Raw genomic sequence first — 20,647 nt, forward strand, 5'->3', positions numbered from 1 at the left:
ACTGTGACGAAACGGGACCGTAGCGTTCCAAGCGAACACGACCGAAAACGATCCAATTTGACTGAAAGAGGGCTCGTCGAGAGCCCTTCGAGACGGACCAGGAATGACTGAAAACACTTCTTCCGTGCCCGATTACCGGGACACCATCGCGCTGCCGAAAACCGATTTCCCGATGCGCGGCGGTCTGCCGACCAAGGAACCCGAACTTCTGGAGCGCTGGGCGCGCATCGATCTGTGGCGGCAGCTTCGCGAAAATGCGAAAGGCCGTGAAAAATTCATCCTGCATGACGGCCCTCCCTATGCGAACGGGCATCTGCATATCGGCCATGCGCTGAACAAGATCCTTAAGGACATCATCAACAAGTCGCAGCAGATGCTGGGCAAGGACGCGAATTACGTTCCCGGCTGGGACTGCCACGGTTTGCCGATTGAATGGAAGATCGAGGAACAATATCGCGCCGCCGGCAAGGACAAGGACGAGGTTCCGATCGTTGAATTCCGTCAGGAATGCCGGGATTTCGCCGACAAATGGATCGATATCCAGCGCGCCGAGTTCAAGCGCCTGGGCGTGCTCGGGGACTGGGACAATCCCTACACGACCATGGCCTTTGCCGCGGAAGCGCAGATCGTTGCCGAACTCGGCAAGTTCCTGATGAACGGTGCGCTGTACAAAGGGTCCAAGCCGGTCCTGTGGTCGGTCGTTGAAAAGACCGCCCTGGCCGAGGCCGAGGTCGAGTATCAGGAGCACAAGTCGACGATGATCTGGGTGAAATTCCCGATCGTCGAACCGGCGGTGCCGGAACTGGAAGGCGCGACCGTCGTCATCTGGACGACCACGCCCTGGACGATCCCCGGCAACCGCGCCGTCGCCGCGCATAAGGATTTCGACTACGTGGTCATGGAAGTGACGGAGGTCGCTGAAGGGTCCAAGGCCGTCGTCGGTGAGCGTCTGGTGGTTGCCAAGGCGCTGCAGGATGCCGTCTGCGAGAAGGCCGGTATCACCGAGAACACGGTGGTCGCGACCGTGAAGGGCGAGCAGGTGGTCGGGACGAAATGTGCCCATCCCTGGCGCGGCTATGCGGATGCAAAGGGCGGTTTCGAATACGATTGCCCGGTCCTGTCGGCGGAATTTGTCACCGACGATGCCGGTACGGGCTTTGTCCATATCGCACCGGGCCATGGCGCGGACGACTGGGCGCTCGGCATGGCGAACGGGTTGGAAATCCCCCAGACCGTCGGCGAGGACGGCGTGTTCTACGACCATGTTCCGATGCTGGCCGGCAAGGCCGTATTGACTGCCGAGGGCAAGGAAGGGGATGCGAACGGGTCCGTTTTGCGGGAACTGGCCATCGCCGGAAAGCTTCTGGCCAAGGGCAACCTGAAGCATTCCTATCCGCATTCCTGGCGGTCGAAGGCGCCGCTCATCTTCCGCAACACGGCGCAGTGGTTCATCTCCATGCAGACGAACGATTTGCGGAAGAAGGCGCTTGAGGCGATCGACAATACGGCGTTCTACCCGAAGGGCGGCAAGAACCGGTTGTATTCGATGATCGAAAATCGGCCGGACTGGGTGATCTCGCGCCAGCGCGCCTGGGGCGTGCCGATCCCGGTCTTCGTATCCAAGGAAACAGGCGAGCCCCTGCGCGATCAGCAGGTGGTGGACCGCGTCGTCGCCGCCTTCCGCGATGAAGGGGCGGATGCCTGGTTCAGTTCCGATCCGTCGCGGTTCCTGGGCAACGATCACAATCCGGACGACTACGAACAGGTCATGGACGTTGTCGATGTGTGGTTCGACAGCGGGTCGACCCATGCCTTCGTGCTGGAACAGCGCGAAGACCTGCAATGGCCGGCCTCTCTTTATCTGGAAGGGACCGACCAGCATCGCGGCTGGTTCCACAGTTCGCTGCTGGAATCCTGCGGGACGCGCGGTCGCGCGCCTTACGACGCGGTGTTGACCCACGGCTTCATCATGGCCGAGGACGGGACCAAAATGTCCAAGTCCAAGGGCAACCAAGTCGTGCCTCAGGAAGTGAACGACAAATACGGCGCCGATATCCTGCGCCTGTGGGTGGTGTTCGAGGATTATTACAACGACCTGCGTGTCGGCGAGGGTACGTTGAAGCAGTTGTCGGATTATTACCGGCGCTTCCGGAACACCTTGCGCTGGCTGCTCGGCAATCTGAACGATCACGATCCCTCGGACCGCTTGCCGCTCGATCAAATGCCTGAACTGGAACGCTTGATGCTGCACCGGCTTTGGGAGTTGGACGGCATCGTGCGGAAGTCAGTGTCGCAGTACGACTTCCACAAGGCTTTCCGCGAGTTGCACGATTTCTGCGCCATCGATCTCAGCGCCTTCTACTTCGATATCCGCAAGGACAGCCTGTATTGCGATCCGGCGGACGATGTGAAACGCCGCGCCTGCCTGACGGTGCTGGAGGAGCTGTTCTCCTGCCTCACGGCCTGGCTCGCCCCGATCCTGAGTTTCACGGCGGAGGAAGCCTGGCTGGCGCGGACCGGGGATGCGGACGACAATTCCGTCCATCTGCGTCTTTTTCCGGACGTGCCGTCGGAATGGGCGGCACCCGCGGTGGCGGAGAAATGGGCGAGCGTCCGGCAGATCAGGCGGGTCGTGCTCGGTGCTCTGGAAATCGAACGGGCGGAAAAACGCATCGGCTCCAGTTTGCAGTCGGCGCCGCTGGTCACCATTCCCGCCGAAATGCTGTCCAAGGTATCGGATGTCGATCTGGCCGAAGTCTGCATCACATCGGGCCTGACCGTGCAGGGCGGAGATGTCCCCGCCGGCGCCTTCACCCTATCGGACGTTCCCGGGATCGGTGTTTCGCCCGAACTCGCGGATGGTGAAAAGTGCGAGCGCTGCTGGCGTGTGCTGCCCGATGTCGGCCAACACGATCATGCGCCGGGGACCTGCGGCAGATGCGCGGATGCGGTCCGCGACCTGCCGACCGCCGCGGAATGACACGAGCCGGCATGACTGATACTGCCGAAGGCGGCCCTTCCCTGACACGACTGGGATTGGCCGTCTGCGGCATTTCGATCGTCCTGGACCAGGTCACCAAATGGCTGTTTCTCGACATCGTTCGCGCTGCGGGCGGTGCGATCGAGGTCACTGGATTTTTCAATCTGGTGACGGTCTGGAACCGGGGTGTCAGTTTCGGCATGTTGTCGAGCGACGCCGAACTTGGGCGCTGGCTGTTGTCTGGCCTGGCCTTGGCTATTGCGATCGGGTTGTTTTTCTGGCTGCGCAAGGCGGGGCACTGGATCCTTGCCACCGCGCTCGGCCTGATCATGGGCGGCGCGGTCGGCAATGTCATCGACCGTGTCCGTTTCGGCGCGGTGTTTGATTTTCTCGACCTCCATGTGGCCGGATACCATTGGCCCGCGTTCAACGTGGCGGATGCCGCGATCGTCGTTGGGGTTGGATTGATCCTGTTGGATGGTTTAATTAACAAGACGGACAACGCGGCGTAAAATCGCGCGCAACGGTTTCGGGACGAAGTGATACCCATGGTTCGAATTTCCAGGAAGATCGGTGTTTCCGCCGCGATCGCGGCATCCCTGCTGTTGGCGGGATGCGAGTCCAATCTCGGAAATCTGTTCGGCTATCAGCGCGGCGGTCCCGACGAATTCTCGGTCGTGAAGCGCGCGCCCCTGACCTTGCCGCCGGATTTCGGTCTTCGGGCGCCCGATCCTGGTGCCGATGAGTTGAACCGCATCACTCCTCGCGCTACGGCGCGGGCGGCCCTGGTCGGTAACAGCCTGACCCCGCGTCAACAGCAACGTCTGGTGCGCGAAAAGGTCGCGCAGGGCAACAGCCCCAGCGAGGTCGCCCTGCTGGCCAAGGCGAATGCCTTGAACGCGGATCCTGAAATCCGCCAGATCGTCGATGACGAAAGCGCCTCGCTCGCCCGTGAGAATGAAGGTTTCGTGGACGACCTGCTTTTCTGGAAGGAAAAGAAATTGCCGGGCGATGTCGTCGATCCGGAAGGCGAATCCAAGCGGTTGCAGGAAAACTCCAGCCTAGGCCGCCCTGTAACCGAAGGCGATACGCCGACCATCACCACCCAGAAGGAAGAGCCGCTTTTCAAGTGGCCTTTCTGATCCGCGATCGCATCGTCACCGCGTATTCCGCCATCCGTCCAACGATTTTGTTGCTCTCCGGCGCTTTGGTTCTGCCGCACGCCGCCTATATAGGTGGGGGTGTTACCGAGCGAGGATGACGTGATTTTGATGCGACCCCGATACCTGTTGGCGGCCTTCGTTGCGGGACTGGCGCTGTCAGCCCTCTCAATCCGTGCCGAAGCCGCTGTTTTCGACCCTGAAACGGCGACGCTCTCCAACGGCATGGAGGTTGTCGTTGTCAGTAAACGCAGCGCACCGGTCATCACCCATATGGTCTGGTACAAGGTCGGCGCCATGGATGAACCGCAAGGGAAGTCCGGACTGGCGCATTTCCTGGAACACCTGATGTTCAAGGGTACGGAGAATATCCCATCGGGACAGTTTTCCGAGATCGTTGCCAAGAACGGCGGTCAGGATAACGCCTTCACCAGTTCCGACTACACGGCTTATTATCAGGCGATTGCGGCGGATCGGCTCGAGCTCGTCATGAAGCTCGAATCCGATCGGATGCGGAACCTGAAACTCGATCCCGAGGAGATAGAGACCGAACGTCAGGTGATCCTTGAAGAGCGTCGCTCGCGGACCGAGAACCGTCCCGGCGCGCGGTTGGCTGAACAGGCGGATGCAGCCTTCTATCTGAACCATCCCTATGGACGTCCGATTATCGGTTGGGCGCACGAGATCCGGGGCCTCACGCCGCAAGACATTATAGATTTCTATGACCGTTGGTACGCACCGAACAACGCGGTTCTGGTCGTGGTCGGGGATGTCGCCATGGCCGATGTCCTGCCCTTGGCCGAGAAGTATTACGGCAGCCTGCCGGTCCGGGATGTTCCGAAACCTATCGATTGGCGCGAACCGCCCCACCAGGCGGAAGGGACCGTGGTGTTGCGCGACCGCGACGTCACCCAGCCGTCTTGGAGCAAACGCTATTTGGCGCCCAGCTATCTCTATGGCGCGACGGAGCATGCCTATCCCCTGCAGGTGCTCGTCGAGGTTCTGAGCGGGGGGACCACCAGCAGGCTCTACAGTTCGCTTGTTGTCGAGGACAAGGTCGCGGCCTCTGCCGGGGCCTGGTATTCCGCCGACAGCCGCGGCCCCTCGACACTTGGCTTCTATGTGTCGCCCGCGCCCGGCAAAACGCTGGACGAGGCGTCGGCGGCGATGGAGGCGACGGTTTCCGATATCATCCGCGACGGGGTGACCGAGGATGAGGTGCAGCGCGCCATCATCCGTCTGACCGATGCCGCCGAACTGGCGAAGGACAGTTTCCAGGGCATCGCGCGGACCTTGGGCGCGGCGGTCACGATCGGCCGCACCGCCGAGGATGTGGAAGCCTGGCCGGAGAGGATCGCTGCCGTCACCGTCGATCAGGTAAACCAGGCAATGCGGTTCGTCCTGCAGGAAAAGGGTGCCCTGGTCTCCAAACTGCTTCCGGCTAACGCGCCGACGCAGGAAGCCCAAGCAAACGGCAAAGGGAAGTCCTGATGCAGCGCCTTTCGATCTATTGGGCGGCATTCGCCGCCATTCTCATCATTTGGACAGCACCCGCCAAGGCGATCGAGATCCAGGAAGTGATCAGCCCCGGCGGCGTGAAAGCCTGGCTTGTGGAGGATGATACGGCGGACCTCGTTTCCATGGATTTCCTATTTGCGGGCGGTGAGTCTCTTGATCCGGCCGGCAAGGAAGGGCTCGCTGAGCTGGTTTCGAGTCTGTTGGACGAGGGTGCGGGCGATTTGGATAGCCAAGCCTATCAGCGCATACTCAACGACAAGTCCATCGGCATCGGGTTTTCCGCCGGCCGCGATTCCTTTTCCGGCAGTTTCATGGCGCTCAACCGTTACCGTGACGAGGCGGTACGCCTCCTCCGGCTCGCCCTGACCGCACCGCGGTTCGACGAGGATGCGGTGGAACGGATACGTGGGCAGATTCTGATCAATCTCAAACGCCGCGAGACCAGCCCGAATGCAAAAGCGGGCGCGGCTTTGGTGAAGGCGCTGTATGGCGACGACCCCTATGGCCGGCCGGGCGGCGGAACGATAGACGGCATTCAAGCGGTCACGGTGGCCGACATGCGCGACTTCGTCGCCAGGACCTTGACCCGGGACAAGCTGATCATCGGCGTGGTGGGGAATATCACGGCCGACGAGTTGAAGCCGATGTTGGATGATATTTTCGGCGGTCTGCCCGAAAAGGGTGACGTCCCCGTTCTGGCGCCTGTAAAGGCCTCGGCGGACGGCGGCGTCATCGTCATCGAACAGGATGTGCCGCAAAGCGTCGTCACCATGGCGCAGCCGGTCGATATCGACCGAAACGACCCGGATTACTACGCCGCCTATCTGGTGACCCATATCCTGGGCGGCGGCGGGTTTTCTTCACGGCTGACGGAAGAAGTGCGCGAGAAACGCGGCTTGGCCTATTCGACCTATGCGGCCCTGCAAGATTCGAAACGGTCCGCGCTTATCACCGCGGGGGTCTCCACGCGCAACGACGGCGTCGCCGAATCCGTTGAGATCATCCGGCGAGAATGGACGAAGATGCGTGATCGCGGTGTCACCGCGGAGGAACTGAAGAACGCAAAAACCTATCTGACCGGATCCTACCCGTTGCGGTTCACCACCACCGGTCAGATCGCGGGTGCGCTGGCCGGTATCCAGTACTATGACCTCGGCATCGACTATATCGACAAGCGAAACGGCTATCTGGAAGCGGTTACGCTGGAACAGGCGAACAGGGTCGCGAAGCAACTTTTCGATCCGGATGCCCTGACCATCGTGGTCGTCGGCAAACCTGTCGGTTTGGCCGCGACCCGGCCGGTACCCGATATCGGCGGATAAACATTCCCCGCGTGTGACGGCGGTTACTTGAATGGGCCAGCCGGGTGCGAGAGTATGCGCGTGCGCCCAGGGGAGTGCGCCGCTAGTCTGAACAATTCTAAGAACATTGGTGAGCCGTAAGCGAACATGCCGTATCAACAGAGCACAGAAGCCTGCATGGCGGACAAGATCGGTCCGCAGGGTCTCACTCCGGAACAACTCGAAGCCTATGTGCCTGCCCTGGTCGAGGGCATAGAGGCTATACGGCAAAAGAAGGAAAGCGGCGATCTGCCGTTGCTGCGTCTGCCTGAACGGCGAGACGATCTGCCGGAGATGCACCAGATCGCGGACAGATACCGCAACTTCTTCGAAGACGTTGTGGTGTTGGGGACCGGCGGGTCGAGTCTCGGCGGCAGGGCCTTGTACACAATGGCCGATCCCGACAAGCGCGGGTTGGCGCCGCGCCTTCACATCGTCACCAATGTGGATCCCTTCGGCTTCAACCGGGTGATCCGGCATCTGGACCGGCGCAAAACCGGCTGGATCGTGATTTCGAAGTCCGGCGGGACGGCGGAAACCTTGATGCAGTTCCTCAGTGTATTGCCGCTCCTGCGGACGACATTGGGTGACGCGCGGATCAAGGAACACGTCACGATCATTACCGAGCCGGGCGACAATCCGTTGCGCAAATTGGCGAAGGAATTCGACCTGCCTGTCCTGGATCACGATCCCAAGGTCGGCGGACGCTATTCGGTTCTTTCCGTCGTCGGTCTGCTGCCAACCCTGATCGCCGGGCTGGATGCCACCGCGGTGCGCGAAGGGGCGGCGGATATCCTGAATCGGACCCTCAGCGCCAAGGATCCGTTGACCGCGGACCCGGCGCTTGGCGCCGCCATCAGTGTGGGGCTGAACAAGAATGCCGGGATCCTGGCGCATGTCATGCTGGCCTACAGCGATCGTCTCGGGTCGCTCAGCCGCTGGTACCGTCAGCTTTGGGCGGAAAGCCTGGGCAAGAAGGGTGAAGGTACGACGCCGATCTACGGTACCGGTCCGGTCGATCAGCACAGCCAGTTGCAGCTTTGGCTCGACGGGCCGGCTGACAAGATGTTCACCGTGCTTTCAGGCCCGCTTGAGGAAGACACGGAAAATGTCGGTCCCGGCACGGTGGATCCGGTCGATCCGACCCTCGCGAAGCTGACCGGCATGGATTATCTGGCCGGTCGGACGCTGGCGGAACTGATGGATGCATCACGCCGCGGCACATCGGAAACCCTGATCCAACACGGCAAGCCGGTGCGTCGTATCCATTTCGATGCGATCAATGAATACGCGCTGGGCGGAATCATGATGCACTTCATGTTGGAGACGATCCTGTCCGCCCATCTGCTGAATGTCGATCCGTTCGACCAGCCCGCTGTGGAGCATGGCAAGAAGCTGACGCGTCAGTATCTCTTCGATTTGCAAAACTAGGGCATGCCCTAATACCAGGGAGGGGTTCCTCCAGGCCCATGGCCATCCGTCGATTACCAGAGACGATTGTCAACCGCATCGCCGCGGGCGAGGTGGTGGAACGCCCTGCCTCCGCGGTGAAGGAACTGGTTGAGAACAGCCTGGATGCGGGCGCGCATCGGGTTGATGTAGCCATCCGTGAAGGCGGGCGCAGTCTGATCGCCATTACCGATGACGGCTGCGGCATGGGGCCGGACGAGTTGATGTTGGCGATCGAGCGTCACGCGACCTCGAAGCTGCCGGACGAAGATCTGTTCAACATCGCCACCCTGGGGTTTCGCGGCGAAGCCCTGCCGTCCATCGGATCGGTAAGCCGGATGAGCATTACCAGCCGTCCGGCCGGCGATGAGAATGCCTGGACGTTGGCCATCGAAGGCGGAAAGGTGGGATCGGTCGCGCCGTCATCCGGTCCGCCTGGTACACGGATCGAGGTGCGGGATCTGTTCTATGCGACGCCCGCGCGGTTGAAGTTCCTGCGCAGCGAGCGGGCCGAGACCTCCGCCGTGATCGAGGTGCTGAACCGTCTGGCCATGGCCCATCCGGACGTTTCCTTCTCACTGCATGACGGCAATCGGGAACGAATCCGCCTTCGCGCAGAGCAGGGCGAACTGCTGGATGCAAGGCTGGCCCGCCTGGGCGGCATCATGGGGCGGGAGTTCATGGAGAACGCCTTGCCGATTTCGGCCGAACGGGATGGCGCCACCCTGACCGGATTCGCCGGCCTGCCGACCCTCAATCGGGGCACGGCCAGCATGCAGTTCCTATTCGTCAACGGCCGACCGGTCAAAGACAAGCAATTGACCGGCGCGGTCCGTGCCGCCTATGCGGATTTCCTTGCGCGCGACAGACATCCCCTGCTGGCACTGTTCCTGGAAATGGAACCGCGCATCGTCGACGTGAACGTCCATCCCGCGAAGTCGGAAGTCCGCTTCCGCGATCCCGGTTCGGTGCGGGGATTGGTGGTCGGGGCGTTGAAACATGCGCTTGCCGAGGCAGGCCATCGGGCCTCCACGACGGTGTCGGCCGCGGCCTTGGGGTCGATCCGCCCGCAGGGCGCGCATCAGCTTTCCTTCACCGGCCGTGCGCATTCCGGCGCCGTTCGGATGCCCTCCGGCAGCGGTTATGCGCCGAGCTATGCACCGGTTGCGCCTCCCGCGCCGGGTATGGCGGAAGCGGCCAATGCTTTCTATGCCCCGGTGTCCGAACCGGTCTCGTCGGAGTCCGGCTTTGCCCCGGCGGCGCGGTCCGACGACCATGCGGCGGATGCGGTGGGACTGATCGACCATCCGCTCGGCGCCGCGCGGGCGCAGTTGCATGAGACCTATGTGGTCGCCCAGACCAGCGACGGCATCGTGATTGTCGATCAGCATGCGGCGCATGAGCGCCTGGTTTACGAGAAGATGAAACAGGCCTTGGGCGAGCGGGGTGTTCCCCGGCAGGGCCTGCTGATACCGGAAATCGTGGAACTCGATGACGAAGTTGCGGCCAAGTTGCTCTCACGAGCGGAGGAACTGGCGGAACTTGGACTGGTTCTGGAAGGATTTGGGCCGGGCGCGGTGGCTGTCCGAGAGACACCGTCGCTTCTGGGCGAGCTTGATGTGCAGGGGCTGGTGCGCGATCTGGCCGATGAACTTGCCGATCTGGGGGATGCTTTCACCCTGAAGGAAAAGCTGGAAGAGGTTTGCGGGACCATGGCGTGCCACGGTTCCGTCCGGTCGGGGCGTCGCCTGAACACCGAGGAGATGAACGCCCTGCTCCGACAAATGGAAGCAACGCCGCATTCCGGCCAGTGCAATCACGGAAGACCAACCTACGTTGAATTGAAGCTGGCGGATATCGAGCGCTTGTTCGGACGCCGTTAGCCTGTCTTGGCCTGAGGTTTTGACTTTGCCGGTGCCGCCCGTTACTCCGGCAGGGTCATTCACGATAGAGCCTCTCCCACCGTGTCCAGCGAACCCGCAACGAGCCAGTCAAATTTCAAGGCCTTGATCCCGCTTGCCGCCGCGACATGCGTCAACATCATCGGTTTGGGGATCGTCATTCCCTTGTTGCCCTTCGCGGTTAAGGAGGCCGGCGGCGGGGATTTCGAGGCCGCCGCGATCTTCTCCGTCTTTTCGGCCTGTTCGTTATTGAGCGCGCCGCTATGGGGACGGCTTTCCGACAAGATCGGCCGGAAGCCGGTCATGGTCATATCGGTTCTGGCAACCGTCATCAGCTATGTCTGGCTCGCCAACGCCGATACACAGGTGGCGATTTTCCTGAGCCGGGCGTTCGCCGGTCTGACCGCAGGGTGGCTCGCGACCAGCCAAGCCTTCGTTGCCGATGTTACGACATCCGAGGATCGCGCCAAGGGAATGGGAATGCTGGGGGCCGCGTTCGGGATCGGTTTCACGATCGGGCCGGCAATCGGGGCGACCGCGGTCGGCGGCGAGCATCCCGATTTCGCTTTTCCGAGCTATATCTCCGCCGGTTGTGCCTTCGTCGGATTGCTGATCACCGCCGTCCTGGTCAAGGAACCGGCCCGGCATCGCGTCCATCAGGCGGATATGGCCGAAGGGGCGCTGAAGGTCGCGAAAGAACCGTGGCTGCTTCGTTTGCTGGTGCCTTTCTTCCTTGTGTCCTTGGTCTTCACCGGGGTGGAAGGAACGCTGGCGCTGTGGGGCGCGCATGTGCTGGATATCGGCCCGCGGGATATCGGCTATTTCCTGGCCTTCGCGGGGGTCATCAACGCCATCGTCCAAGGCGGCCTCGTCGGCCGCTTGAGCAAGAAGATGGGGGAAGCGCGGGTCGCCTTGATCGGGGCGCTGGCCTTGATGCTTTCCGTCCTCTCCCTAAGCTTCGTAACCGAGTATTACTGGCTTGCCCTGCCGATGGCCCTGCTGGCGATCGCCATGGGGTTCCACAATCCCGCCATGCAGAGTTTGATGAGCCGTCAGGCGCCGGAAGGGCTGAAGGGTACCGTTATGGGCACGGCGCAATCGACGGCAAGCCTGGCGCGGATCGCCGGGCCTGCCCTGGCCGGTCTTGCGTTGGAGCATATCGACGTGACAGCCCAGTTCTGGATCGGATTCGCCATTCTGATTCCGGTTCTGTTCATGATCCTGGCGCTCGGCAAAAAGCGGGTTGCGGCGGAACAGAGCGGCTAGACCTTACTCACGGCTCAAAAACAGAAAACGCGCCGCGCCATACCGGCGCTCGTCCAACATGGCGAAACCGTTCGGTTTTTCCCACGGCGTTTTCGGGTCGAGTTGCGCGACGACCAGTGTTTCCGGGCCGATAGCGCCGGCATTCAATGCGGAAATCAGGCCCTGTTCTATCGCACCTTCCTTGTAGGGCGGGTCGAGCAGGACGATGTCATAGGGCCGTGCCTGCCGACCCAGTCGAAAGGCGTCTACAGTATCGACGTGGCTTCGATCCTCCGCTCTGCATTTCGCGATATTGGCGTGCAGCGCGGCCAGCGCCGGTTTTGCGTTTTCCACGAAGGTACAATGCGCGGCGCCACGGCTCAGCGCTTCCAGGCCCAGTGCACCGGTACCGGCGAACAATTCCAGGATGCGTCCGCCGCGCAGTTTTTCCGCATAGTCGCCATGGGCCAGAATATTGAACAGGTTCTCGCGCGCCCGGTCGGATGTCGGGCGTGTGGCTGAACCGTCCGGGGCTTCCAGCCGGACGCCCTTATGCTTTCCCGCGACGATCCGCATCGGCTGGCTTTCGGCCGCGTGCCTTCGCGGCGGCGGCTTTGCGTTTGTAACCGGGTTTCACCGGTTTCGGTTTGGCCTTGGCGCCCTTGTGGCTTTCGCCCAAAAGCTTTTTCACCACACCGATCGGCACTTCCTCGATGACGCTGCGCGGCAGGTCGCCCAACGCGATCATGCCATAGCCCACACGGATAAGGCGGTTCACCCGATATCCCAGATGTTCCATGACGCGCCGGACTTCGCGGTTCTTGCCTTCGCGCAGGATGACCGTGACCCAGGCATTGCTGGTCTGCTGACGTTCCAGTTCGGCATAGATCGGCCCGTATTTCACGCCGTCGACGGTGACACCACGATCAATGCTTTCCAGCTTTGCCGGGTCGACGACGCCGTGGACGCGGATGCGGTACTTCCGCGGCAGCCCTGTAAGGGGGTGTTCCAGTTTGCGCGCCAGTTCCCCATCATTTGTGAACAGCAGCAACCCTTCCGAATTCAGATCGAGGCGGCCGACGCTGATCAGACGCGGCAGATCGCGCGGCAGGTCGTTGAAGACAGTCGGCCGGCCTTGCGGGTCATTGGTCGTGGTCAACAGGCCGGCCGGCTTGTGATAGCGCCATAGCCGCGGACGGTCTGCGGTGGGCAGCGGCTTACCGTCGACGACAACCTTGTTCTCCGGCGTCACCGTCACGGCAGGCGTGGTGATCACTTCGCCATCGATGGAAACACGGCCTTCGGCGATCCAGCGTTCCGCCTCCCGGCGGGAACATAGACCGGCGCGCGCCATCACTTTGGCGATGCGCTGCCCCTCTGTATCCGGTTGGGTGTCCTGCGGTTCGTCCATATTGACGTTTCCTTGTTCTCGGCGTTTGGCGCAATCGCTGCGCGGAATTCACGGCCGCTGGTTGTCGTGGCCGGCAATCTTGTCGCTGGGCGGCGCGCACTCTACGCTTCGCCAGCCATGCAGGAAAGACGCAACCCATATATGATCCGCGCGCTTGAGCAAGCTCGACAGGCTGCCAGGCGCGGAGAATCGCCGATCGGCGCGGTCTTGGTCGACCGGACGTCGGGCGATGTCCTTGCCGAAGACGGCAACCGGGTCGAGGAACTGAAGGACCCAACCGCGCATGCGGAGATGCTGGTGATCCGACAGGCTGCGGAACGACAGAATTCCCCCCGGCTCACCGGATGCGATTTGTACGTCACGCTGGAACCTTGCCCGATGTGCGCTGGGGCGATTTCCCATGCCCGCATCGGAAAGCTTGTCTTCGGCGCCTATGATCCCAAGGGAGGCGGGGTCGATCACGGCGCGCGCGTCTTCGACCGACCGACCTGTCATCATAAACCCGATGTCATCGGCGGTGTGTCCGAAGAGGATTGCGCCGCCCTGTTACGGTCGTTCTTCCAGGAAAAGCGTTAGGCCTCAGTCCTTGCTGTCGGCGATGCGTGTGGCCCTTCGCGCCCGCCGGCGGGGCCTTTGGTCCGCCGCGCTTGTGCGGCCAGCGGCACGGCGCCGTTCCTTCAATCGCTCCAGGATAGCCAGGCGCTCCTCATTGCTGGCACGCGGCCAGGCGCCGATTTCCTCTATGCTGCGCAGACAACCGACGCATTGGCCCGATGACGGATTGACCGCGCAGACGCCAACGCAGGGCGACGGGATATCGGGAAGGGGCATGCGCCTGTCGGTCACGGTCGGGCCATCTGCTGGATTACATTTCTGTTTTCGAACATGGAACGTGGATGCAGTCGCTTCAAGCGGCTCCTGGGCTTCCTCAATATTTCGATATTTCTAGAAATATAGTTGACATTCGCACCGTCGAAGTTAAATTGCCGGTATGAGCGATCTTGAGCAAACCGCAGACAGGCTGGCCGCGCTGGGCAACCCGACGCGCCTGCAGATTTACCGTCTGCTGGTGCGTGCAGGCGCCGAAGGGATGAGCGTCGGCCGCATCCAGGAAGTCGTATCCATCCCTGGTTCGACCTTGAGCCATCATTTGAAACTGTTGGATACGGTGGATCTGGTGACCCGGGAAAAACAGGGAACGACCCTGATCTGCCGTGCGCGTTATGACGTGATGGATGCCGTCATCGGATATCTGGCCGATGAATGTTGCGTGGATGCCGGCGGGGACCGTGCGGAGACGTGGCGCAAAGGCGCTGTAACAACCTGATTTTCCGACCGATCCGGACCGTGTGGGGGTCTTGAAAGAGAGATGCGATGAGCGACGCAATACAACAAACCGAGCCTGAATCTTTCGATAGTTCTAGAAATTTCGCAAGTTGGACGCGGCAGCGAATCGGATCGATCGATCGCGTATTCCTGACGGCTCTGGCCGTTGCGGCTGTCTGGCTGATACTGGATTTGACCGCCGCGCAGGACGGCATCCTCGCGACCGGCGGCAATCTGCTTGGCATCGCTCCCTTCATCATTCTGTCCGTCCTTTTGGCGGCCTATCTGAAAGCGACGGGTGCCGACGGACTGATAGCGAAGGCTTTTGCCGGCAATATCGTGCAGGCGACCTTCCTGGCGGCGATTGTCGGGGCGTTGTCGCCTTTCTGCTCCTGCGGTGTCGTGCCGTTGATCGCCGCATTGCTGGCATCCGGTGTGCCTCTGGCGCCGGTCATGGCCTTCTGGCTGGCTTCACCGATCATGGATCCGGAAATGTTCGTCGTCACGGCGGCGGTTCTCGGTACGGAATTCACGGTGATCAAGACCGCGGCGGCCGTCGGCATCGGTCTGATGGGCGGTTTCACGGTGCTGCTGCTTGGTGGATCCAGCCTGCTCCGCGACCCGTTGATTGGAACGGCATCTACCTGCGGGACCTCGGCCTATACGCGCGGGAGCAAGCCGGTCTGGCGCTTCTGGGAGGAGAGTAACCGCAAGGCTTCCTTCTCCAAAGAGGCCAAGCGGTCCGGTTGGTTCCTGACCAAATGGCTGACGCTCGCCTTCCTGCTGGAAGCGGTGATGCTCGCCTATGCGCCGATGCAGCAGATCGGTGAATGGTTGAGCGGCGCGGGCGCCTTGGCCATTCCCGCCGCGGCCGTTATCGGCGTGCCGGCCTATCTGAACGGGTATGCGGCAATACCGCTGACCAGCGGCCTGATGGAAATGGGCCTTACCGCCCCGGCGGCACTGACCTTCATGGTCGCGGGCGCGGTCACCAGCATCCCCGCCGCCATCGCGGTGAAGGCGCTGGTCCGTTTGCCGGTCTTCCTGCTTTATCTTGGGATCGCGATGAGCGGTTCGGTCGTCATCGGCCTGACATACGCCCTGGCGATTTAGGCCGGGACATCCTTAGCCGACTGTAATGCCCGCCAGACCCTTTCCGGTGTGGCGGGCATTTCCACCTTGTCGGTACCCATGGCGTCATAGAGCGCCAGCATGAAGGGCGCCAAGCCGCCATTCGTGCCGAGTTCCCCGACGCCTTTCATGCCCAGATGATTTATCTCCGTCGTCATGCTGCCGTCGACAAGCGTGAACATCGGCAGGTCGCCGGCGCGGGGCAGACAATAATCCATGAAGGAACCGGTCAGCAGCTGTCCGCTGCCTTCCTCGTAGACCGTGTGCTCCAGCCAGGCCTGGCCGATACCCTGGACGATCCCGCCATGGATCTGGCCTTCGGCGATCATCGGGTTCAGCTTCACGCCCAGGTCGTCGGCCGAGACGTATTGCTGAATCGTGACATGCCCCGTATCGGGGTCCAGTTCGACCTCGCAGACATGGGCACTGTTGGGCACGGTCTGATGGTTGCCTTCGAAGGCGGCCTCGCCGGCGCATCCCGGCAGGCCACGGTCTTCCAGTTTCTGGGTCAGTTCGAACAAGCCGACGCGGCGATCGGTGCCGACGACCGTGAAGGTCCCCTCGGCATAGGTGATGTCGGCGGCTGCGGCTTCGAGGATCTCCGCGGCCCCCTGCTTGCCGTTCTCAATCAGGTTGGTCGTCGCCCGGTCGATCGTGGTCGCGGCGATAGGAAGGGAAGAGGAACCACCGGTTCCGCCGCCGATCTTGACCCGGTCGCTGTCGCCTTCGACGACGATGACCTTTTCCATCGGTATTTCCAGCCGCTCCGCGACGAGCTGGGCGAAGGCGGTCTCATGACCCTGGCCGGAGGCCTGGACGCCTGTCTTGACCAGAAGGTTGCCGTCCCGGGTGACCTCGACTTCGCTTGCCTCGTTCGGGGTGCCGCCGGTCAGGTGCAGGGCGGGGCAGATCGATATGCCGCGCTTCAACCCGCTTGCTTCGCTGGTTGAGCGCCGCGCCGCGAAGCCGGTCCAATCGGATGCTTCCAGAGCGAGATCGAAGACATGGGCGAAATTGCCGCTGTCGAAAACGAAGCCGGTTGCCGCCTTGTAGGGCATGGCCTGTTCCGGCACCAGATTGCGCCGCCGTAGATCCGCACGGTCCAATCCCAATTCCCGGGCCGCTTTCTCCACCAGGCGTTCGACCAGATATACGACCTCCGGCTTGCCGGCGCCACGATAGGCGTCCGTCGGGGCGGTGTTCGTATAAACGCCCTTGCTTCTGACCGTTATTGCGGGAATTGCGTAATTATGTCCGGCGACCTTGGCGAAACCCGGGCCGATGATCGACGGGCCAAGAGCGGAAGCATAGGCGCCAAGCGCGCCCGTTGTTTCGATTTTCAATCCCAGGAAAGAGCCTTGATCGTCGAGCGCCAGTTCGGCCCGGCTTACCTGATCCCGGCCATGGGCGTCGGTGAGGCAGGCTTCGCCGCGGGTCGACACCCATCGTACCGGCCGCTTAAGCATCTTGGCGGCAAAGAGAACCAGGGTCTGTTCCGGATAGTTCATCAGCTTCGCGGCAAAACTGCCGCCGACATCCGGCGTGATGACGTGCAGGTCCGCTTCGGCGATGGCCAAGGTTTCTGCAACCAGACGGCGGATCAGGTGAACGCCCTGGCTTTGCGTGAACAGGGTGTAGCGGCCCGATGCCGGGTCATACTCGCCCAGATAGGAACGGGTCTCGATCGGGCTGACGATCACCCTGTTGTTGACGACACCGTCAATGCTGACCACATGGGCGGCGGTTGCCATGGCGCGTTCGACGCCGTCGGCGTCGCCGGTCGTCCAATCGAACGCGATCTCCGTCGCGGTCGCTGTGTCGGTATGGGCATCCAACTCTTCATAGTCGATATCGACCAGTTCGGCGGCGTCGCGCGCCTGGTCTTCCGTCTCGGCAACGACCATGACCACGGCCTCGCCGACATGACGTACCGTATCCACGGGCAGGGCAAGCCGCGTCGGTGCCTGGAAGGCTGTTCCGTCTGACGAAGCCTGCGGCGTGATGCAGGGCAGGGGTTTCAACCCCGCCGCCTGTAGGTCGGCGCCTGTCAGAACGGCCAGAACGCCGGGTGCTGATTTCGCCGCTTCTACGTCGATTCCCCGCAGGGCTGCATGTGCGACCGGGCTGCGCACGATGATCGCATGGGCGACACCGTCCTTCTGCAGGTCTTCAACGAAACGGCCATGCCCGGTCAGTAATCGGGCATCCTCCAACCTCGGTACGGAGCGACCGATTCCGGTTTCCTGCATGACGAAAATCCCTTGCGGAAGAAAGGTTCTGGATGTGTGGCCGGAGTCTAGCAACTGCACCGGACCGGGAAAAGCATGCGGGGCGGGCAAGTCTAAAAATATTGATCTTGCGACGCGCAGATACCATGTTTTCCTTATACAACAACGGCGAACATTCGGTTATGGCGCGAACGAAATCCTTTGACCCGGAACAAGCCCTGGAATCGGCTTTGCAGTTGTTCTGGACGAATGGCTACGAGCAGACGTCGATGCAGGAACTGGTTGAGGCGATGGGCATCAATCGGGGCAGCCTCTATGACACGTTCGGGGACAAGCGCCAGTTATACAGCAAGACCATCGAACGCTATCTGGATTGTTATACGCTGAAGGATATTCGCGCCGTCATGGCGGAAAACGAATACAGCCCCCGCGAACAATTACGCCTGTTGTTCGATCGCCTTGTCGAGGAGGGGGCGGGGATCAACCGGAAGCGGGGCTGCCTTCTGACCAACACGATCACGGAGCTTGCCCACCGCGATCCGGAAATCACCCAGCAGGCCAAGGAAGGCATAAGGCATGCGGAGGAGATTCTGACCAAGCTCGTTCGACAGGGGCAGGCCTTGGGTCAGTTCAATACGGCCGAGGACGCCCGCGCCTTGGCGCGTTTTCTGGTGAATTCCATTCAGGGCATCCGTGTTCTCTCACGGATATACGGCGAACGGGAACCCTTGGCCGATATTGCCCGGATCGCCTTGGACACGATGTCGGCAAGACCGGTTACGCACTAGGCCGACAGCCTCGGCCGCAGTGCTGAAATAGCGCGCATTTTAGTAAACCCAATCCAAAAGTTCCCCTTAAAGTCAAACGGTTAGAGTGGCGCGCCGGCGCCGTCTCCGCTTATCTCTCTGCTTCTGGGATGGGCTGGATGGCGCATAGGATGTTCCGACATCTACAAAGACTGAAAACACAAGCAGCCGGATTACTGGCGGACCGCCGCGGCAGCGTGATGCAATTGTTTGCCTTCGCGCTATTGCCGGTCATGGCGGCGAGCGGTCTGGCGGTGGACGGTACGCGTCTGTTCCTGGTCCGGGACTCCGTGCAACGGGCCGTTGACGCGGCCGGGCTTGCAGCTGGGCATACGCTTCAGGTCGAAGACATGGAAGCCGATGCGCGGAGTTTCTTCGACGCGAATTTCACCAATATCGAGAATGTCGCAACCGTGACGAATTTCGATATGACGACGAATGCGGACAACTCGGTCATCGATGTTGCCGCCACCGTTTCCGTGAACACCACCTTCATGCGCCTGTTCGGTTTCGATTCGGTAAGTTTCACCAGAACCGCCCAGATCACGCGGGAAACGCGTGGCATGGAACTGGCGCTGGTGATGGATAATACCGGTTCGATGCGCGGCGGCGGCAAGATGTCGGCTGCGATCACCGCCGCGCACAACCTGATTGAAGCTGTCTTCGGGGATGACGACGTCAATCCGAACCTTTGGGTCTCCCTGGTTCCCTATACCGCGACGGTCAATATCGGCACTCAGCATTCCGAATGGCTGACGCTTCAGGGGCAGGCCAATATCGGCACGGGTGGCAGTTACGAGCCGACGGCCTGGCGGGGATGCGTGGAGGCACGGGACGGCGGCCTGGATGAAACCGACGATACGCCGGACATCGCGCCCTTCACGCCCTACCTTTATGCCGACAATGTCGACAATGACTGGATCCTGACCGATTCCGACGGAAACGTGACCGGCTTCGATCTGGCGGAACAGAATTCCGCTCAGAATAACGGGCGCGGCCCCAATCTGGGCTGCGGGCCGCCGATCACGCCGTTGGTTGCCTCGAAAGCCGTGCTCAACGCCGCGATCGACCAGATGGAGCCCTGGCACCGCGGCGGCACCACCGGGAATCTGGGCTTGGTATGGGGGTGGCGTGCCTTGTCGCCATCCTGGCGCAGTTTCTGGGAAGGGACGGCGTTGAATACGCTGCCGCTCGATTACGAAGAACCCTTCATGGACAAGGTCGTGGTGATCATGACTGATGGCCAGAACCAGTTCTTCGATTTCACCGGACACGAACCCGATGACGGCGACGGCCCCGACGGGTCCGACTATACCGCCTATGGCCGCCTGGGCGAATTCGGCTTTTCGTCCTTGAACGCCGCACGGGCGGAAATCGACGATCGCTTTGCGCGGACCTGCGAGTCGATGAAGGCGGAAGGGATCATCATCTATGCGATCACCTTCGGCTCGACCCCGAATTCATCCACGCAGAATCTCTTTAGAACCTGCGCGACAAAAAGCAGCTTCTTTTTCCATGCCCCGAGCAATTCGGAGCTGGAAGACGTGTTCACTACGATCGGGCGCCAATTGTCGAATTTGAGGATTTCAGAGTGATGGTGCGTTTGTCGGCATTCATGCGGGACCGGAGCGGGGTATCCGCGATCGAATTCGCCATTCTGGGGCCGCTGACCATCACCTTGCTGATCGGCTTGCTGGAACTGGGCATGGTGTTCCTGGTCAGCGGTTCGCTGGAGAATGCCGTGCTGGCCAGTTCCCGCTTCGGGATAACCGGAAACGCGCCCAGCGGCGTCACGCGTGAGGATATCATCCGCGACCTGATCGACCGGAACACGTTCGGTCTGGTCGATCAGGAGGAAGTCCAGATCGACACGATCGTCTATGACAATTTCTCCGATATCGGTAAGCCTGAGCCTTTTGCGGATGCCAATGGCGATGGTCAGTGGAATGACGGCGAGTCCTTCACCGATGTGAACGGCAATGGACAATACGACACGGATGTCGGCCTGGCGGGGCTCGGCGGTGCGGGGGATATCGTGCTCTATCGCATTCGGTATCGGATCAGCACCCTGACGGCCCTGTTCGATCCCTTCTTCCGCACCATCGATCATTCCGCCGCGGTTGCGGTCCGGAACGAGCCGTTCTGAGGGCCG

The 20,647-nt window shown here is 61.5% G+C and carries 18 protein-coding genes; 14 read left to right on the forward strand and 4 right to left on the reverse strand.

Features of this window, described 5'->3' with window-relative positions; translation table 11 throughout:
• Window positions 1-103 precede the first annotated feature (103 nt).
• The 8 genes from ileS to ACQK2G_RS02405 all read left to right on the forward strand — a co-directional run bounded on the left by ileS (window position 104) and on the right by ACQK2G_RS02405 (window position 11,614).
• Window positions 104-2,980, forward strand: a complete 2,877-nt coding sequence (gene ileS, locus ACQK2G_RS02370; protein ID WP_425403413.1) for an isoleucine--tRNA ligase — start codon at window positions 104-106, stop codon at window positions 2,978-2,980.
• Between the two features lie 11 nt (window positions 2,981-2,991).
• Window positions 2,992-3,492 carry a signal peptidase II gene (gene lspA, locus ACQK2G_RS02375; protein WP_425403414.1) on the forward strand — a complete coding sequence of 167 codons (501 nt, stop codon included), beginning with the start codon at window positions 2,992-2,994 and terminating at the stop codon, window positions 3,490-3,492.
• A 36-nt stretch (window positions 3,493-3,528) separates the two neighbouring features.
• Complete coding sequence (locus ACQK2G_RS02380; RefSeq protein ID WP_425403415.1) at window positions 3,529-4,122, forward strand: DUF3035 domain-containing protein; 594 nt, start codon at window positions 3,529-3,531, stop codon at window positions 4,120-4,122.
• Window positions 4,123-4,251: 129 nt separating this feature from the next.
• Window positions 4,252-5,631: a M16 family metallopeptidase gene (locus ACQK2G_RS02385; protein WP_425403416.1), complete on the forward strand. Its 1,380-nt coding sequence runs from the start codon at window positions 4,252-4,254 to the stop codon at window positions 5,629-5,631.
• On the forward strand, window positions 5,631-6,980 hold the full coding sequence (locus ACQK2G_RS02390; protein ID WP_425403417.1) for a M16 family metallopeptidase: 1,350 nt from the start codon (window positions 5,631-5,633) through the stop codon (window positions 6,978-6,980). Before ACQK2G_RS02385 ends, ACQK2G_RS02390 begins: the two co-directional genes overlap by 1 nt.
• Before the next feature lie 156 nt (window positions 6,981-7,136).
• Entirely contained in the window at window positions 7,137-8,429 is a 1,293-nt protein-coding gene (locus ACQK2G_RS02395; protein WP_425403418.1) for a glucose-6-phosphate isomerase, read from the forward strand.
• Window positions 8,430-8,467: 38 nt separating this feature from the next.
• The gene (gene mutL, locus ACQK2G_RS02400; RefSeq protein WP_425403419.1) at window positions 8,468-10,330 is read left to right on the forward strand and encodes a DNA mismatch repair endonuclease MutL; all 1,863 of its coding nucleotides are present in this window, start codon (window positions 8,468-8,470) and stop codon (window positions 10,328-10,330) included.
• Between the two features lie 81 nt (window positions 10,331-10,411).
• On the forward strand, window positions 10,412-11,614 hold the full coding sequence (locus ACQK2G_RS02405) for an MFS transporter (RefSeq protein ID WP_425403420.1): 1,203 nt from the start codon (window positions 10,412-10,414) through the stop codon (window positions 11,612-11,614).
• Between the two features lie 3 nt (window positions 11,615-11,617).
• On the opposite strand, the gene rsmD is transcribed toward ACQK2G_RS02405, so the two are convergent.
• Both rsmD and ACQK2G_RS02415 read right to left on the reverse strand, forming a co-directional pair.
• Complete coding sequence (gene rsmD / locus ACQK2G_RS02410; RefSeq protein WP_425403421.1) at window positions 11,618-12,169, reverse strand: 16S rRNA (guanine(966)-N(2))-methyltransferase RsmD; 552 nt, start codon at window positions 12,167-12,169, stop codon at window positions 11,618-11,620.
• Window positions 12,144-13,004, reverse strand: a complete 861-nt coding sequence (locus tag ACQK2G_RS02415; protein ID WP_425403422.1) for a pseudouridine synthase — start codon at window positions 13,002-13,004, stop codon at window positions 12,144-12,146. The genes rsmD and ACQK2G_RS02415 overlap by 26 nt, the downstream gene beginning before the upstream one ends.
• Before the next feature lie 141 nt (window positions 13,005-13,145).
• Here ACQK2G_RS02415 and ACQK2G_RS02420 point away from each other — a divergent pair, with 141 nt between their 5' ends.
• A complete protein-coding gene (locus ACQK2G_RS02420) occupies window positions 13,146-13,580 on the forward strand; it encodes a nucleoside deaminase (protein ID WP_425403423.1) in 435 nt (144 codons plus the stop codon).
• A 3-nt stretch (window positions 13,581-13,583) separates the two neighbouring features.
• On the opposite strand, the gene ACQK2G_RS02425 is transcribed toward ACQK2G_RS02420, so the two are convergent.
• Window positions 13,584-13,850, reverse strand: a complete 267-nt coding sequence (locus ACQK2G_RS02425; RefSeq protein WP_425403424.1) for a DUF1289 domain-containing protein — start codon at window positions 13,848-13,850, stop codon at window positions 13,584-13,586.
• A gap of 145 nt (window positions 13,851-13,995) precedes the next feature.
• On the opposite strand from ACQK2G_RS02425, the gene ACQK2G_RS02430 reads away from it, so the two are divergent.
• Together ACQK2G_RS02430 and ACQK2G_RS02435 are read left to right on the forward strand one after the other, a co-directional pair.
• Window positions 13,996-14,331 carry an ArsR/SmtB family transcription factor gene (locus ACQK2G_RS02430; RefSeq protein ID WP_425403425.1) on the forward strand — a complete coding sequence of 112 codons (336 nt, stop codon included), beginning with the start codon at window positions 13,996-13,998 and terminating at the stop codon, window positions 14,329-14,331.
• A 47-nt stretch (window positions 14,332-14,378) separates the two neighbouring features.
• On the forward strand, window positions 14,379-15,443 hold the full coding sequence (locus ACQK2G_RS02435; RefSeq protein ID WP_425403426.1) for a permease: 1,065 nt from the start codon (window positions 14,379-14,381) through the stop codon (window positions 15,441-15,443).
• Here ACQK2G_RS02435 and ACQK2G_RS02440 read toward each other — a convergent pair.
• Window positions 15,440-17,710 (reverse strand): xanthine dehydrogenase family protein molybdopterin-binding subunit, encoded by a 2,271-nt coding sequence (locus ACQK2G_RS02440; protein ID WP_425403427.1) that lies wholly within the window; start codon window positions 17,708-17,710, stop codon window positions 15,440-15,442. The two genes, ACQK2G_RS02435 and ACQK2G_RS02440, sit on opposite strands and share 4 nt — an antisense overlap.
• A 161-nt stretch (window positions 17,711-17,871) precedes the next feature.
• On the opposite strand from ACQK2G_RS02440, the gene ACQK2G_RS02445 reads away from it, so the two are divergent.
• The 3 genes from ACQK2G_RS02445 (at window position 17,872) to ACQK2G_RS02455 (ending at window position 20,641) form a co-directional block, all read left to right on the forward strand.
• Window positions 17,872-18,477, forward strand: coding sequence for a TetR/AcrR family transcriptional regulator (locus tag ACQK2G_RS02445; RefSeq protein WP_425403428.1), 606 nt, complete (start codon window positions 17,872-17,874; stop codon window positions 18,475-18,477).
• Between the two features lie 137 nt (window positions 18,478-18,614).
• Window positions 18,615-20,090 carry a pilus assembly protein TadG-related protein gene (locus ACQK2G_RS02450; protein WP_425403429.1) on the forward strand — a complete coding sequence of 492 codons (1,476 nt, stop codon included), beginning with the start codon at window positions 18,615-18,617 and terminating at the stop codon, window positions 20,088-20,090.
• Window positions 20,090-20,641, forward strand: a complete 552-nt coding sequence (locus ACQK2G_RS02455) for a TadE/TadG family type IV pilus assembly protein (protein ID WP_425403430.1) — start codon at window positions 20,090-20,092, stop codon at window positions 20,639-20,641. The genes ACQK2G_RS02450 and ACQK2G_RS02455 overlap by 1 nt, the downstream gene beginning before the upstream one ends.
• Window positions 20,642-20,647: the final 6 nt, after the last annotated feature.

The sequence above is a fragment of the Hwanghaeella sp. genome, from assembly GCF_965227365.1.
In the GTDB taxonomy this organism is placed as follows: domain Bacteria; phylum Pseudomonadota; class Alphaproteobacteria; order UBA8366; family Aestuariispiraceae; genus Hwanghaeella.